At 34.7% G+C, this 16,588-nt stretch carries 15 protein-coding genes and 1 tRNA gene; 5 read left to right on the forward strand and 11 right to left on the reverse strand.

Annotation, left to right across the window (positions count from 1 at the left end):
• Nucleotides 1-20: 20 nt before the first annotated feature.
• From ACNC7R_RS20545 to ACNC7R_RS20595, 11 genes are all read right to left on the reverse strand, one after another.
• Nucleotides 21-212 carry a hypothetical protein gene (locus tag ACNC7R_RS20545; protein WP_417942880.1) on the reverse strand — a complete coding sequence of 64 codons (192 nt, stop codon included), beginning with the start codon at nt 210-212 and terminating at the stop codon, nt 21-23.
• Between the two features lie 11 nt (nt 213-223).
• On the reverse strand, nt 224-1,468 hold the full coding sequence (locus ACNC7R_RS20550) for a restriction endonuclease subunit S (RefSeq protein WP_417942881.1): 1,245 nt from the start codon (nt 1,466-1,468) through the stop codon (nt 224-226).
• A 1-nt stretch (nt 1,469) separates the two neighbouring features.
• The gene (locus ACNC7R_RS20555) at nt 1,470-3,062 is read right to left on the reverse strand and encodes a type I restriction-modification system subunit M (protein WP_417942882.1); all 1,593 of its coding nucleotides are present in this window, start codon (nt 3,060-3,062) and stop codon (nt 1,470-1,472) included.
• A gap of 86 nt (nt 3,063-3,148) precedes the next feature.
• Nucleotides 3,149-3,235 (reverse strand) — tRNA-Ser (locus tag ACNC7R_RS20560).
• Nucleotides 3,236-3,320: 85 nt separating this feature from the next.
• Nucleotides 3,321-4,358, reverse strand: coding sequence for an asparaginase (locus tag ACNC7R_RS20565; protein WP_417942884.1), 1,038 nt, complete (start codon nt 4,356-4,358; stop codon nt 3,321-3,323).
• Complete coding sequence (locus tag ACNC7R_RS20570) at nt 4,348-5,484, reverse strand: 1-acyl-sn-glycerol-3-phosphate acyltransferase (RefSeq protein WP_417942885.1); 1,137 nt, start codon at nt 5,482-5,484, stop codon at nt 4,348-4,350. Before ACNC7R_RS20570 ends, ACNC7R_RS20565 begins: the two co-directional genes overlap by 11 nt.
• Nucleotides 5,485-5,547: 63 nt before the next feature.
• The gene (locus tag ACNC7R_RS20575; protein WP_417942886.1) at nt 5,548-6,327 is read right to left on the reverse strand and encodes a TatD family hydrolase; all 780 of its coding nucleotides are present in this window, start codon (nt 6,325-6,327) and stop codon (nt 5,548-5,550) included.
• A 208-nt stretch (nt 6,328-6,535) separates the two neighbouring features.
• The gene (locus ACNC7R_RS20580; protein ID WP_417942887.1) at nt 6,536-6,940 is read right to left on the reverse strand and encodes a S41 family peptidase; all 405 of its coding nucleotides are present in this window, start codon (nt 6,938-6,940) and stop codon (nt 6,536-6,538) included.
• Nucleotides 6,924-8,180, reverse strand: a complete 1,257-nt coding sequence (locus ACNC7R_RS20585; RefSeq protein ID WP_417942888.1) for a PDZ domain-containing protein — start codon at nt 8,178-8,180, stop codon at nt 6,924-6,926. The genes ACNC7R_RS20580 and ACNC7R_RS20585 overlap by 17 nt, the downstream gene beginning before the upstream one ends.
• A gap of 180 nt (nt 8,181-8,360) precedes the next feature.
• On the reverse strand, nt 8,361-9,086 hold the full coding sequence (locus ACNC7R_RS20590; RefSeq protein WP_417942889.1) for a tetratricopeptide repeat protein: 726 nt from the start codon (nt 9,084-9,086) through the stop codon (nt 8,361-8,363).
• Between the two features lie 4 nt (nt 9,087-9,090).
• Entirely contained in the window at nt 9,091-9,675 is a 585-nt protein-coding gene (locus ACNC7R_RS20595; protein ID WP_417942890.1) for an RNA polymerase sigma factor, read from the reverse strand.
• Between the two features lie 128 nt (nt 9,676-9,803).
• Between ACNC7R_RS20595 and ACNC7R_RS20600 the strand changes: the two genes are divergently transcribed.
• The 5 genes from ACNC7R_RS20600 to ACNC7R_RS20620 all read left to right on the forward strand — a co-directional run bounded on the left by ACNC7R_RS20600 (nt 9,804) and on the right by ACNC7R_RS20620 (nt 16,586).
• Nucleotides 9,804-10,103 carry a hypothetical protein gene (locus ACNC7R_RS20600; protein ID WP_417942891.1) on the forward strand — a complete coding sequence of 100 codons (300 nt, stop codon included), beginning with the start codon at nt 9,804-9,806 and terminating at the stop codon, nt 10,101-10,103.
• A 203-nt stretch (nt 10,104-10,306) separates the two neighbouring features.
• The gene (locus ACNC7R_RS20605; protein ID WP_417942892.1) at nt 10,307-11,287 is read left to right on the forward strand and encodes a hypothetical protein; all 981 of its coding nucleotides are present in this window, start codon (nt 10,307-10,309) and stop codon (nt 11,285-11,287) included.
• A gap of 185 nt (nt 11,288-11,472) precedes the next feature.
• Nucleotides 11,473-13,425, forward strand: a complete 1,953-nt coding sequence (locus ACNC7R_RS20610) for a PKD domain-containing protein (protein WP_417942893.1) — start codon at nt 11,473-11,475, stop codon at nt 13,423-13,425.
• 123 nt (nt 13,426-13,548) lie between these two features.
• Nucleotides 13,549-16,197 (forward strand): CHAT domain-containing protein, encoded by a 2,649-nt coding sequence (locus ACNC7R_RS20615; protein ID WP_417942894.1) that lies wholly within the window; start codon nt 13,549-13,551, stop codon nt 16,195-16,197.
• Nucleotides 16,149-16,586 (forward strand): retropepsin-like aspartic protease, encoded by a 438-nt coding sequence (locus ACNC7R_RS20620; protein ID WP_417942895.1) that lies wholly within the window; start codon nt 16,149-16,151, stop codon nt 16,584-16,586. The genes ACNC7R_RS20615 and ACNC7R_RS20620 overlap by 49 nt, the downstream gene beginning before the upstream one ends.
• Nucleotides 16,587-16,588: the final 2 nt, after the last annotated feature.

The following is a 16,588-nucleotide window of genomic DNA, read 5'->3' on the forward strand; positions in this document are numbered from 1 at the left end:
AATAGTCACGTAATCCTTTATTATTTTTCAGCATATTTGACCATCGCCTGAGCGAAGTATTTAAATACCGTTAGTTCTCCTGAATCGACCGACATAGAAACACCTCCTAACGGAAAATAACCTTCTTTGATTTTATTTAAGACTTCAAGCCGTAAATTCTCTTTTGATTCAAATTCCACAATAATGTAATCTGCAATTTTTTTGTTCTCCATATTATTTTTTTTTAAACAAACATTTGCTGTAACAACCCTTTTTTATATTCCTGCGTATCTTCTATTTGTGTTGCCACCAAAGCTATTTTTTCATCTATTGCGGAAAGAAAATTGGCGATTTTGGTTTGTTCTTTTAAACAAGGAACATCAATTATCATATCTTTAATATGGCTATAATATAAATGAACAATTGTTATCCCTTGGGCATAACTAGCAATTTCCTCTTTTTTATGATTTGATAAATAATATGCGTAAAATACACTGTTGACATTTTTAAAACTTCTTAAAACTGTAATATCTCCCCCAATCAAAATATTTTCAAAACCTAATGCCGTTACATTAGCTAAATCAATTCCAGAAGTAGTCGTTGATGAAGGAATTAACAAATCTCCTTTTTCAGAATTAAGACCTTCATTGGAATTTGTTTTACTAATTACGTTAAAAATTACTTCCCTATATTTAGTATATAATTCTCCGTATAATATACATTTATTTTTTCCATTCGCTTCTAATTTATCTTTAGATAAGCCGTTTCCTTTTTTGTAATCGAAAACTTCACTAAGTATATTCTTATTCCACTCCTCAAAATCTTTCCCATTATCATCTTTAAACCTCACTTCCTGATTAAAGATTTTTTGCATCATGCCTTTTTTATAGTCTTCTAAAAGGGCTTTTTTTTCTTTTAATAAATTGATTTTTTCATCTATGGAGGAAAGGAAATTGGCGATTTTGGTTTGTTCATGGAATAGAGGAACTGACAATTTAACATTCAACAAAATATTCTGAGAGATATTTGTTTGAGAAGTTGCTAAACCACTTGATTTACTTACTATTTGATTTTTGATATTTTCAAGAGATAGTAAAATAGAAATAAATTTGCTGGAATAATTTTCATTAGTTCTTAGTCTAATCAATTTATCGGATAGCATCAATTTTGGTCGAACTCTATCAACATGAACGGAAACTCCAACTCTATTAGTCGGGCCTGCTCTTGTTATTAAAATATCATTTGCAACTACTTCTATATTTTCTTTTGGCTTAAGTTTTATTGGTAACTTTTTATTTTCATTTTCATTAAAGCCTTCCCAAACTACGGAAGTTGTTTTTAGCACTCCCCATTCATTTATATCTGACGAATAATCTTCACATTGAGGGCTCCATCCTGAATCAATAGATTTTATTGTATCACTTAATTTCTTTAGTTTCCAATCCCCTGCAAACTCCGGAAACCGCAATTTTGGCTGTAATTTTTCCATCTTAAAAAGGCGTTTTTATATTCAATTCTTTACAAAAAGAAGCAATAGTCTTGTCCACAGTTTCCATTTTACTGTCAATACTTTTCAGTTTATCAGCAATGGCATTTACATCTATGCTTTCGGCTTCTTCAAAAGTATTTACATATCTTGGGATATTCAGGTTATAATCGTTGGCTTTTACTTGTTCTAAAGTTGCCACGTTTGAGTATTTCTCGATTACAGCACGTGATTGGTAGGTTTCGACAATTTTATTAATATGTTCTTCGCGCAGTACATTTTGGTTTTTTACTTTTTCAAAATTGTTGCTGGCATCGATAAATAAAATATCATCCGGGTTTTCTTTGCATTTTTTAAAAACCAAAATACAAGTCGGGATACTCGTGCCGTAAAACAAATTGGCCGGAAGACCAATAATAGCATCAATATAATTGCGGTCTTCGATTAAAAACTTACGAATATGGCCTTCGGCAGCACCACGAAACAAAACGCCGTGCGGTGCAATACACGCCATGATTCCGTTATCGTCCAGATGGTGCACCATGTGCTGTATAAAAGCAAAATCGGCTTTGGTTGCCGGTGCCAATCTTCCGTATTGCGAAAAACGTTCTTCATTAGAAAATAAAGGATTGGCACTCCATTTTGCAGAAAACGGAGGATTGGCTACAATAGCTTCAAATTTCAAGCCTTCATGCTGTGGTCTTTCAAGCGTATCCTCGTGTTTAATGTCAAATTTATGATAATTGACATCATGCAGAATCATGTTCATTCGGGCCAAATTGTACGTGGTACGGTTTTGTTCCTGTCCGTAAAAATGCCCTACATCCTCCACCTCCTTAGCTACGCGAAGCAACAACGAACCACTCCCGCAAGTTGGGTCATAAACTGATTTTAATTTACTTTTTTTAGTAGTTACAATTTTTGCCAAGATACTTGAAACCTGCTGAGGCGTATAAAATTCTCCTGCTTTTTGCCCTGCACCTGCTGCAAACTGTGCAATTAGATATTCGTAAGCATCACCCAGAACATCACCTTCGGTATTATCTAAATCGAAATCAATTGCATCAAGTGAGGTTAAGATTTTGACGATAACATCATTCCGGTCTTTAGTGGTTCTCCCTATTTTGGTTGAGTTCAAATCGATATCATAAAAAAGCTGGTCAAAGTCGTCCTGACTTTCAGAACCCATGGTGCTTTTTTCGATGTTGCTTAAAACTGCTGCTAAATCTTCTAAAATAAATGTGCTTTGTATCTGCTCTTCATCATCCTGATTGATGACTTTTGCGTTTCCTTTTTTTGCCAGATTACTAAACAACTCTGATGGTTTCAGGAAATAGCCTAAAGCATCTACCGTAGCATCTTTTAAAGCTTCTAAAATTTGTTTTCCGTGTTCGCTTTCTTCATCAATTTCAGCAAAAATCAAATTGTCCGGCTCTAAAAATTCATTGGCTTTTTTCTCCAGTTTCTCCGAAAGATATTTGTAAAAAATAAAACCTAATATGTAATCCTGAAATTGGTTGGCACTGATTTTTCCACGTAAAATATCGGCAATGGCCCAAAGTTTTTGTTCTAGCAGTTTTTTTTGATCCTCAGACATTTTGTTGTAATTTGGTAATTGGGGAAAGTTATAAAAAAACCCCGAAATAAGGATTTCGAGGTTTCATCTATTTTAAATTAAATCTGCAGAGAGGAAGGGATTCGAACCCTCGATACAGTTACCCATATACTAGCTTTCCAGGCTAGCTCCTTCAACCACTCGGACACCTCTCTATTTTGGTTTGCAAATAACATGAAAAAAAATGAGTTAGAAAAGCATTTTTTATAAAATCCTCTCAATACTTGACTTATTTATTTGCTAAAGCGAAATTTCACCACGCAAGGCCGTTTCAAAAATGGTTTTAAATTCATTTTGCGGAATCGTAACCGTGTGCCCCAATAAATACATCAATTTGGTGATGGCCGCTTCCGTTGTAATATCTTTTCCGGAAATCACGCCCAGAGATTTCAAGGCTGTACTAGTTTCGTATTGCCCCATATTGACGCTTCCGCCGGAACATTGTGTTACGTTGACAATATGCATTCCATTCTGAATTGCTTTTTCGATCAAATTTAAAAACCAGTCTTCGGTTGGTGCATTTCCGGAGCCGTAAGTTTCCAGAACAACTCCTTTTAAATCTTTAGTCGCTAAAATGGAAGCCAGAACAGTTTCGCTCATCCCGGGAAACATTTTTATAATGACGACATGATTGTTCAGGTTTTTATGCACAATCAGTTTTGCATCGGTTTTTATGGGAAGAAATAAATGTCTGTTTAATTTTAGATGTACTCCTGATTCTACCAGTTCAGGATAGTTAGGTGCCGTAAAAGCCCTGAAATGTTCGGCATTTACTTTTGAGGTACGGTTTCCGCGGTATAATTTATATTCGAAATACAGACAAACTTCAGTTATCACAGGTTTTCCTTCTTCCTGAAGCGAAGCAATCTGAATGGCTGTAATCAGGTTTTCTTTCGCATCGGTACGCAGATCGCCAATTGGCAATTGCGAGCCGGTGAACACAACAGGCTTGGCTAAATTTTCGAGCATAAAACTCAATGCCGAAGCCGAATACGACATCGTATCCGAACCGTGAAGCACTACAAATCCGTCAAACGTACTATAATTTCCCTCAATGATTGTGGCAATTTTGGCCCACATTTGAGGATTCATATTCGAAGAATCAATTGGGTTTTCAAACGAAACCGTTTCGATTTCGCAGTCCAGTTGTTTTATTTCGGGAATATTTTTAAGCAGTTTTCCGAAATCAAACGCTTTAAGCGCCCCTGTTTCAAAGTCCTTGCTCATTCCGATGGTCCCACCGGTATAAATTAAGAGTATTTTAGCTTTAGAAGGCATCCTGATATTTCAATTTATTCACGACCGGATTGGCATACATAGCCAAAAATCCTTGTCTGGCAACACCATTGTCCGTCCCTATTCTCTTTTCTAAACGACGCTCAAAAAGCTGTTTTTCACTTTCTTTATATAAATGAGTGTACTGATTGGTTTCGTTTAAAATATCGTAAGCAATAAAATTGGTTGGCCATAATTGGTAATTCTGTAAAATCGAATCATCAATCGTTTGTGCCAAAGCCTGAATCTGTTTGTTTGAATTATCGTTTTCAGCCACAATCTGATCGATTTCAGCATCCAGAACATCTCCAACAGAAATATGAATTCTTTTTTTGGTCCCCATAATACCACTTAAAATGGTCATGAAATCCTCATTTTTATCTTTTACGTACACCTCGTTATTAGCTTCTGCCATTAATTGCGGCATTTTCAACACATCGGTCGGATCGTATTCGTATGAAATGGATACCGGAACAATCTTTAATTTTTTGAAATAATCCATCGGGTTTGCTTCATCAGAACCCATAGCGATCATTTTTAAAACACCCGGATTGGTTTCGTCATTACCGTCTTTGGTACGGCCTTCTCTTTGTGCGATCCAAACCGAACGGTTTTCACGAAGCAATAACTGCCCCATATATTCTGCCAGTAATTTTGAACTTTGCAGCATTTCTCTTGGCGTTAAACCTCTCAGAACTAAAAAGTTCCTGTTCAGTTTTGCGAGGGTGCTCAAAAATGCTTTTTTAACTAAATTATCACCAATTGCAGAGGCTGTCATGACCAAACCGTGTTCAAAAAGACAAACATTCAGTAAAGTGGTATCCAGCAAAATATCGCGGTGATTGGATATAAATAAATAAGGCGTGTTTTTTTCTAACTTTTCAAAACCCGAAGTCGTAAGTCCTTCTGAACTTTTTTCGAGTACTTTTTGAATGGTCTGATAAATAAAATTGCATTGAAAATCACGGATTGAATGTGTTTTCTTCAATTGCTCTTTCCAGACTTCATCGTTTAATTCCGGAAAAGTAAAATTCATCATGGTTTTCATCATCGGATGATTGGCAACTCCATGAAGTGCTTCATTTACTTCAGAATCATAAAATGGTCGAATAGCGTCAAATTTCTGCATTATAATTATCAATTTAGGTGGGCAAAAGAACAAAAAAAAAATTAAAGTATCGTAATCGGCATATTAAATCCCGAAAACGTCTTTAGAGTTTTGCGTTGTTGCTGCTGCAATTTCTGTATCTGAAAGGTCGTAAATTTCGGCCAGTTTTGCAATTACATTCGTTAAATAACTGCTTTCGTTGCGTTTACCTCTGTACGGAATGGGCGCGAGGTAAGGTGAATCAGTTTCCAGAACGATATGTTTCATATCAATTTGGCGTAAGAATTGGTCGATTTTTCCGTTTTTAAAAGTCACTACTCCACCTATTCCTAATTTCATATTGTACGAAATAGCCTGAAGTGCCTGCTCGTAGCTTCCGGTGAAACAATGAAAAATACCAAATAAATCTGCTGATTTTTCTTCTTCCAGAATTTCAAAAACTTCATCAAAAGCGTCGCGGCAATGAATCACGATGGGTAATTTATATTGTTTGGCTAATTGAATTTGTCTTCTAAAAGCAATTTGCTGTTCTTTTAAATGCGTTTTATCCCAATATAAATCGATGCCAATTTCGCCAACCGCGTAAAATTTTCGTTTTGAAAGCTCTTTTTCAACATGTTGCAGCTCATCGAGATAGTTATCTTTCACGTAAGTGGGATGCAAACCCATCATCAGGAAAACATGATCCGGATACTTTTGCTCCAGATCATACATCGACTGTGTGGCTGCAGCATCAATAGCGGGAATAAAAAAACGGGTTACTCCTGCGTTTATGGCTCTTTGCATCATTTCATCACGATCCTGATCAAACTCTTCAGAATATAAATGGGTGTGTGTATCGGTAATAATGGGTGTTGAATTCAAGGGTATGATTTTAAAATTGTCAAAATTACGACAATAATAAATGAATAGCAATTTCAGGATTTGGGATAGAAGTTTGACGAATCTTTTATGCGTCTTTTTGTCATTTCGACCAAAGGGAGAAATCACACTCGTAAATCGACAAAGATTGGCAAATTTCTTTGTGGAGTTTCTTGTGTGATTTCTCCTCCGTCGAAATGACAAATAAATACTATTTCCCGGTTTCGATAAAAACCAAAGCACGATCTAAAACCTCATCTTTTCCTTCCTGAATTCCTTTGATGGTTGGTTTTACTTCAATATCAGGAACAATTCCGATTCTTTGTGTTTCTCTTTTGTCTGGATAAAAAACACCAATTCCAGAAAAACCAGTATGAAATGCTTTAAAATCAAATTCGAATACATTTCCATCTGATCCGGCTGTCTGACTGCCAATAATAGTTGTATTGCCTGCAGTTTGAAAACACATAGCTGTCCATTCTGACTGACTTACAGAATCTTCGTTAAGTAGCACAATCACTTTTCCTTTGTAATTATTTTTATTATCAAATCCCGCATTTGTTCCATTTGTCCAGAAATATTTTCCGGGATAATTCAAATTAGGTATAAATGACAAATTTCTTTTCTTCAGGATTTAAAAAATCTGAAATTTCTTTCCATGTATTTTGCGGATAATTTCTCATATCAAAAACAATTGCCTTTGTAGATTTTAAAGCTTCAATCATATCCGGAATATTTTTTGGTTTAAGAACTCCCATATTAACGTAGCCAATATTATTGTCCAGAAGTTTGAATTTATCCTTCTTTTTCATAGCTCCTTTTTTATATTCGTTTCGATGAGAATCATGATAATTAAACCAATTCATTTCTTTTATTTCCGACTTTCCATCTTTCAGAAACTCCACTTTCACCTTTTCAGAATCAGAGGTAAGGATTGAATTTACAACTTTATTTAAAAACGAAGCTCCGTTTGAGGCACTAATCAAATCTCTATTTTCATCAGTATAATTCTTAATCGTTTTGTCATTTATTTTGGTAATAACATCTCCCCTTTTAATGTTATAGGCTTCTGCAAGACTATCACCTAAAATCTCGGTAACGACCAATTTATCATCTATTATTTTACCTGTTGCCGGAAAATAAACCAGTTTTTTCACAGTGGCAAATATTGGATAGATATGAAACATGACATGACCATCATTTAGATTCGTTGACATTCTTTTCACTGCTGATAAAAACTCTTCATCATTTTTAGCATCTAAAATAATTGGTAAAATTTGTTTTAAAATTTTATCCCATTTTTGATCCATTACATATTTGTATGGAAAAAAATATTCTATAACATTCCAATATGCAAATAACATTAAGATTCTGAAACCTTTATTATTATAGTCAAGACTAAAGTAATTTTTCAAGTTTTTAAAACCATCGAAATCAGGTCCAAATTCTTCATTTGTTTGATATCTATTCTCTTCAATAAATTTCAATTTCTTCGAAAGTTTTTTTGAAAATACTTTATTGTTATTGAACCAGCTTAAATCAAAGTTTTTATCAAAAAATTCAATCTCTTTTGATACAGCAATCGGAGCAACTTCTTTCACCTGTCCAAGTTCGTCAATCCAGTTTTCGAGAATTAGAGAGAACTCTTCTTTAGTTTGTGCTTTTTCTATTTTAGGTAATTTTTCCAAAAGCTGATTGTCCCAATTCACTTCTCCGCCGGCAACTTTCGGGTGGTAATATTTTAAGAAACCCCATACTTTACAGGTTGCAGCCAATTTTTCTGTTTCGGTAATTTTGGCATAGCCGATAGTAATTTGTAAAAATAGAATAAGAAGAGTTAAAGTAATTTTCTGCATTTCATAATGGCTAAGGTTGTAGATAGTTTCTGGTTAAATTTATAAAATACAAAAATAGAATATAGAAAAAAACTAAACTCGATTTTGTATGAACTTTTTAGCAACAAAAAAAAGATTCGCAAAGCATTTTAAAGCTCTGCGAATCTCTGTGAAATTCTCCGTGCATCTCTGCGAAATAACTTAATCCAAAGCATCCAAAAGTTCCTGAACCTCATCATAGTCTTCATAATCCTGAGAAATGGTCTGCAGGATTTGCTTACAGCCTTTATAATCTTTTTGCTTTAATTTGAGTAAAGCCAGATTCCAAAGCGCTTTTTCTTTGTAAACAGAATTTCCTGATTTCAATTCATTAAAAACTGCTTCTGCTTTTTGATATTCAATGGTTTGCAATAAAGAAACACCATAATAATATTGAATTTCAGCCGTTTTGTTGTTTTTAAGAATAGCCTCAAAAAACGGAACCGCTTCTTTGAACTTTCTGTCATTAAAAGCTTTTTCGGCCTGTATCAAATTTGAATTGGCATTACTTCTTTCTGTAAAATGAGCCTGTTCTGGATGGTTATAATCATTAAAAGACGGATTCTGGTTGTAGTCAAAAAAGAGCAATCCAAATAAAATGGCTACAGATGCCGCCGCCGCGTAATACCATGGACGCATCATAATCACTTTTGGCTCCTCTTTATTGAAATGTTTATCTGCAATATTGGACAGGTTTTCTTTAAACGCTTGTCTTTCCTGCTCATGCCCAAATTTATTTTCCAGTTGTACGTGAATCTCTTTGAACGTTCTGAATTCAGCGGCAAATTCCGGATTTTCTGAAAGTTGTCTTTCAAAACTGTTTCTTTCTTCAACAGTCATTTCTCCCTGCAGATACTGATCAAATAATAGGTAGCGTTCTTCGTTCATGACTTTAATTATTTTTAAGAGATTTAAAATTTTTTGCTTCCTGAATCCATTGTGTCAGCTGTCCGATACATAACGATTTCTTTTTACGGACATAACCGTACGTTACGTTTAGCTTTTCGGCAACTTCCTCCATCGATTTAATGGCAAAACTCAGTTTTAGCACCTCCTGGCATTTATCTCCTAATTTCTGGAACATCGTATCAAAAAGTTGCTGTTTTTCATCAAATTGTTCGGTTTCTTCAACCAATTCGAGAGCAGATTCATTGATAGATGCAAAATCTTCATTAATTGTTACCCCTTTATTCGAAGTTTTTTTCAATTCGTTAAGCCATTTCCTTTTACACAACAAAAAGAAGTAAGCATCAAATGGACAAGTAAGCTGTAATGTATTGGCTTTGGCCTGATTAAAAAGCAACATCATGATTTCCTGAACCACATCCTGAGCCTGATCCTTGTCTCCTGAATTGTTCATGATATAGAAAACCACTTTTGGAACTGAATTTTTATAGATAGACCGGATTATAGCCGAATCATTTGCAGCAATTCCTTCAATATATTTCTGGTCGGGATGCATTTTACTTTTTTCCATAATTGAAATTATTAGCTAAAGTAAAAAAAAGAATCTGAAAAAAATTACAGAAACAGGGGTAACAATCCTAAAAACAAATTGATATAAGGCAAATAGAAGGTTATTTAGAATTAAAAAATCAAATAGAAATGGGAAGTTATCAATTTACAACTGAGAAAGATTTTGCCAAGTTCCAGCAGACGCTGTCAAACAAGATTCGCAACGGATTTATCGTAATTGAAAAAAATGATAAACTCCCTTATGTGGTTTTATCCAAAGAAAAAAAACAAATCGATTCTTCCCTGCATTTGACTTTGGTTTTTGCTACACTGGGGCTTTGGTCCATTGTCTGGATTTATTTGATCATTAATCTTTCAAGAAAAAAACAAATCCTGGTTGCACTCGATGAAGACGGAAATGTTTTTGAAGAAAAATGCTTTTCCAAATAAACTTCAAAAAAAATAAAAAACAGAGGTAACAATTTTAAAAGCCTGTTGATATAGTCATATAAAAACGAATAAAAAATAAATTTTGAAAACAAGGGTAACAATATCAAACCCGAATTGATATAAGGATATAAAAATTAAATTAACAACCCGAATCTGAAAACCAACTGATAAAGATCAGCTCAGATTTATAAAAATTAGAAATCATGAATACAAATTTTAGAAAAATCGGATTATTATTTTTAGCATTAGCAGCCTTTGCAAGTTGTGATGACAGCGAAGGAGATAACAAAGTTACACCACCCTCAGCATCAGAATTTGCAGCGGTAAGAGACAACGCTTTGGCAGGAAAAACACAACATTTTACAGCAACAGCCGGAGACGGAACAATTACGATAACCTCTGCAAAAGGTGTAAAGCTAAACATTAACGGAAACTGTCTTACCAAAAACGGAAATGCTGTAACCGGAACAATTGACATTGAATTTGTTGAACTTTTTGATAAAGGAAGTATGCTCGTAACTAACAAACCCACTATGGGATTGATGGCTGACGGAAAGAAAAATCTTTTAATATCTGGCGGTGAATTCTTTATCAAAGCAACACAAGGCGGTGTTGCACTTCAGACTTCCTGCTCAATGAGTATGATTGTTCCAACAACTTTGACAGGCGGACTGGACAACACTATGACATTGTGGACCGGTGTAATTGATGAAGCAGAAGAACTTGTGTGGAGAGAAGCCAAAGCCGGTGCTGACGGCGCTAATGGTAAAGGCGGTGTACAGGGCGAAGGAAATAATTATTATGTAACTTTTGGCAACTTTGGCTGGACAAATGTTGACCGATTCTACAGCGATCCAAGACCGAAAACTACTATTTTAGTAGATGCTCCTGAAGGCTATGATAATAACAATTGTGCAATTTACCTGTCTTATGATGGCGAAGGAACAAACGCACTGGCAAAACTTGATACTTACACGGCAGCAGGTTTATTCAGCGAACATTACGGACAAATTCCTGTTGGTTTAGCCTGTCACATCATTTTTGCGACAGAAGATAACGGTCAATGGCGTTATGCTATTAAAGGCGTAACAATTGCTGCCAATCAAACCTACAGCTTTACTTTGGCTGAAACAACAGTAGGTTCAGAAGCTCAACTCGTAGCAGCGATCAATGCTATTCAGTAACTTATAAAATACTTTTTTAAGAAAAAGTGGTGATTTGCTCATCACTTTTTTTTACATTTAATGCTGTTTTAAACTAACTCTGATGATTTTCAGAAGCTAATCCTGCTGTCCGCTGTATCTTTTTCTGTCTAAAGAAGCCAGAAAAAGGATGCCGCTCCCATCAGGGCTAAAAAACCTCCTCGACCATGAAAAAACTTTTATGCTGTTTCATTATTCTTTCATCAGCAATGGTGTTTGCGCAAACCAAAGTAAAAGACACCATCACCCGAAGAGCAAATATCAGCTATATTCAGAAAGGCAATTCGGTAACTTTTAGACCCGAAACACCGCCATTAATTCCGATTGCAGGTGCTCCAAAACCAAGCTATTCTTATTTATGGGAACTTGGAGACGGACATTACAGCAAAGAAGCCGAACCAAAACACGTTTATAAAAACAAAGGCAATTATACCGCCAGACTTGCTGTAACCAACAATTACGACAACGGAAAACCTCCGGCAACACGCCCAAAAAAAGTGGCTGTAAACGATATTACCGACACAGATTATAAAGACATCGCATCCATTGCCGACCAAAACGGATTCTCCATCCTAAAAAACTGCGACCCCATTCCAGAACAGGAAATGGTAGTTGTAGTCAGTTATCAAAATCTGGAAAATTATGTTGCCAATGGCAAGCTCTATCTTTTTTATAACGAAAAGCAATTCAAAAACAACAATTTCGAATTGTCCGATTTCAGGACCTATGCCGGCGAACGTGACGTAAAAGAAAATACCGTAGCTTCAGTTGATGATCTCGATGATACTAAATCCTATCTCGCTTCTACGGAAAACACTATAAAATTCAAAAAATATAAAAACACAACGACAGAAGAAGATTTAGAAGCCAGCTTAAAAGAAGCACATACACTTTATCATAATGTTTCGATTCTGGAATTTGACGATGCCAATCCAAACGAAACACGCAATGTTTTTTACACCTTCAAAACCACTCCCGAAATGATCAAAGACACCAGTGCAACAGTTACCATGCGCGGGATTTTTGTACCCAATCGAAGTTTTAAAAATCATAAAGTAAAAAACCTCGAAATGGAAATCGTAACCTCTCATGATCCCAACAAAATGGGTTCAAATGGAAGTTTTATGAATTACAGACTGGTTCGGTTTAAAAGAGTGAAATTCAAAACCCGTTTTCAAAATAACGGTGAAGGCCCGGCAAGAAAAATTCGCTTAGAAACTGATATTCCGGACATGTTCGACAAAAAAACATTTCAGATTGAAGGGATGTATCCTGAATGTCCGATTTGTCCAAAAGGTGAAGAACCAACCGTAAGCTGTCTGGATACCATCATCACAAAAAAACAAATCATTTTTACGTTTAAGAATATTTACCTCCCGGGGACTGAACAAAAAAACGTCCAGGAAAAAGACAGCACCAAAGGTTTTGTACGTTATTCAATGAAATTCAGTGAAGACTTTCATAAAGTAAAAACCAAAAGCCGGACTTCGATTATTTTTGATAAAAACGAACCTATCATAACCAATTACGCCACTACCCGATTTTTACCGGGAATTTCAATTGGCGCAAAAGCGGGATATAATTTTTATCCAGATCTTGACAAATCAACCAGTTATTTTGTAGGCGCTACTATTTCTCCTTATAAAGCCTATCGTTTTTACTGGCAGGCAGAATGGGTAAATGCGTTAAACCAGTACAATAGCGCAGTTAATGTCGTAAATGATTTTAACACAAATGCAAATGGTACGAGGCGGCTAATACGAACCACAACTGCAACAGAAAACAAAAATATTAACTGGGAAGTCCCTGTTTTGATTCGGTATAACATTAATAATTATATCGGGATTGGTGCCGGAATTCAGGCTAATATCAATGTTGCATCAGAGCAGCATCAGGATATCAAAATAGAAACTTTTGAAAATGAGAAAGAATTTTTTTTAATAGATACGAAAACAACAAATAACACTGTCAAAAACTCTTTTACTGATATCAAAACAGGTCTTTTATTCGATTTAACAGCTGGTTTCGCCAGAATCGGACCAAGTTTAGGTGCACGTTATGTCATCAACTTTGAACAGGATTTTAATTATTTTCAGGTGTATGGGATTTGGAGGTTTTAAAAGTTATTCCGCAGAGTTTCGCAAAGATTTTTCACAGAGATACACAAAATCTATTTTTAATTCTTTGTGAAACTTTGCGAAAACTTCGTGAATCTCTGTGAAACAAAACACGCAAAAAATTACATGAACTTATATCACTTATATGGTTTAATCTTTCTTTTTGTTAACGTGAATGTTTTTGGACAAAATCCCGAAGACAAAATATACAATGTCATAGATATTTTTGTTGCAAACCCTTCCGTGAAAGCGCTGCAAAACTTAACCAATACCGAAGCTGCTTTCTGGAGAAATCCCAAACCAAAAACCAAAGATGAGTTATTAGCCATAGTCATCTTAAACTGCAACAAAGCCTATTATCAAAATCAGTTTGGACAGACACATAATGCAGTTTCAGGTTATGAAAAAGCCTGGCAAATCTATCTGAAATATAAACTTAAAGATTACGACATTATTGAATATTGCCTGAAACCTTTGGGAAATTTATACACCGTTTTGGGCGATTATGACAGTGCCGAAAATACTATAAAACAATATTATTTTATTGCAAATCTCGAAAAAAACGAGCCACAAAAAATAGCAGCAATTCTGAATTTATCGAATGTTTATCAGAATTCGGGGAAGATCCCAATGGCAATTGAACTTTTGGAAAATACTTTAAAAACTGAAAAATTATCGAATTCCCAAAAAGGTATTTTGCTGAATAATTTAGGAAACAATTACTGGCTGGGTTCAAAACAACTATTATCGATTAAAAATTCGAATAACAAAGCCGAGAAATCTTTTCAATCTTCTATAAAGTATCTTAAAAACGAAAAAGAACAATCTGAAACTTTGTCTAATTCTTATCGAAATCTGGCTTCGATGAACAGGCAATGGCAACGATTTGATGTAGCCCATTCTTATATGCAAAAAGCTGAAAAGTTATTTTTAGAATCCAAAAATCAACAGCCACGAAAATTGGCAAAATTATATTATGAAAAAGCTTTGCTCCTTTTTGACGAAAGAAGATATGAGGAAAGTTCAAAGCAGATCTTGACTGTGTTTGAAATTTTAATTCCGAATTATAATTCTAAGAACCTTGTCCCAAATCAAAACCAATTATATGCAGAAACTGTTTTGATAGATGCAATCGATTTACAGGCAGAAATTCTACAGCTTAACCAGCCCAAAAAAGCATTAAAAGCTTTTGAACTTTCCTTTTACATTGAAGATTTATTGATGAATTCACTGGTTTATGAAAACTCAAAAATCATATCGCAATGGCGATCCCGAAACCGAACTGAAAAATGCATTTCGATTTATAAAAAATTATATGAAAAAGAAGGGAAAACTGAATATATAAAAGAGGCTTTTCAATTATCTGAAAGAACTAAAGCCGGAATTTTAAAAAGTTATCGTTCGAATATTAAAAACGCTTCCATAGAAGAAAAACAGCTTTTACAGGAATTTCAAAATTTTAATAATGCCATTTTAAAAGAACAGCAAAAGGGAGAATTAGCCGATATTTCGAAAATCAATACTCTTATTAAAAAACAAAATGAACTGACACTTTCGCTGAAGAAAATCCAGACTGGAAATACAGATTATATTCCGGAAAATTGTGATTTAAAAGCGCTGTTTTCAAAATTAGAAAATGACAAAGCGGTGATGGTTTATTATTTTATGGGAGCTGAAAAATTGTATTATTTTACATTATGTAATGGCAGCATCAGTCTCAATTCTCTTTATGTAAACCACACAGGAATATTTGAGATTGTTCATTTTATAGATTATTTCAACAATGCTGATAATATTACCAATAATATTTCAGGTTATAATCATTCTGGAAAAAAAGTGTATGATTTGTTAAAATTACCTAGCAACTCGGTTTATCAAAACCTCATCGTTGCTCCTGATGGTATTTTAAATTTTCTTCCGTTTGAAGCCTTGATTACACAAGAATCAAATACAACAAATTTTGCTAAAATGCATTATTTGCTGAATGATTTCAGGATTGCTTATACTACTTCGGCGAATATTTATCTGAATTCAAAACCCTTTTCAAAATCAGAAAAAACAGTTTTAGGCGTTTTTCCGGTTTTCGAAAAAACGGCTTTTGAGTTGCGTTATTCAAAGAAAGAATTAGCATCTATCAGAAGTAACTTTAAAGGCAAATATTTAGAAAATGCTGATGCCCGTTTTGATAATTTTAAAAATAACATTTCCAATTATTCGATCCTGCATTTAAGCACGCATGCTTCTTCAGGCGATATGGAAACTCCGGCAAGCATCAAATTTTATGATCAGGAAATTTTATATTCAGAATTGTACAACCTCAACATCAATCCGGATTTAGTGGTTTTAAGTGCCTGCGAAACCGGAATCGGAAAACTCTATAAAGCCGAAGGAGCGATGAGTGTTGCAAGAGGTTTTCAGTTTGCAGGAGCACAGAATCTGTTATTTTCTTTATGGAAAGTAAACGATTATACCACATCGGTCTTTATGACTGATTTCTATAAAAATATCAAAAATAAGCAAACTTACTTTGAAGCCACTGCCAATGCAAAACTTGATTTCTTAAATGACAAAACAATTCCAAACGCTAAAAAATCTCCTTATTACTGGAGTTCGTTTGTCTATTACGGCTCTATTTCTCCAGAAGAAAAATCAGCCTATTATATCTGGTCCATCATTAGTTTATTGGCTGTAATTGGTTTATTTTTGGTTTTCAATCACGATCGAAAATGGAAAATCTTCACGAGGTTCTCAAAAAAGAGAAATACAAAAAAATAAAATTCAAAGTTACCAAAACCCAGCATTTATCTATCAAAGCCAAGATCAATGGCGTTTCCGGAACTTTTATTTTAGACACCGGCGCCTCAAATTCCTGCGTAGGTTTTGAAAGCATCGAAAAATTCGAATTAACTTCAAAAAAATCCAAAACCAAAGCGGCCGGCGCCGGCGGAACCGGAATGAAAACACAAATTTCAAAACACAATACACTGCAGCTCGGTTCCTGGAAAAATACTGATTTTAGTCTGGTTATTTTTGACCTTTCGCATGTTAACGAAGCGCTAAGACAGTACAAAGCAAAACCGGTTCATGGCATTATTGGCGCTGATGTTTTGCTGGAAGGAAAAGCGATTATTGATTATTATAATCATTATTTGTATTTGAAGTAACT

The sequence above is a fragment of the Flavobacterium adiutor genome (genome assembly GCF_048282555.1).
GTDB lineage: Bacteria > Bacteroidota > Bacteroidia > Flavobacteriales > Flavobacteriaceae > Flavobacterium.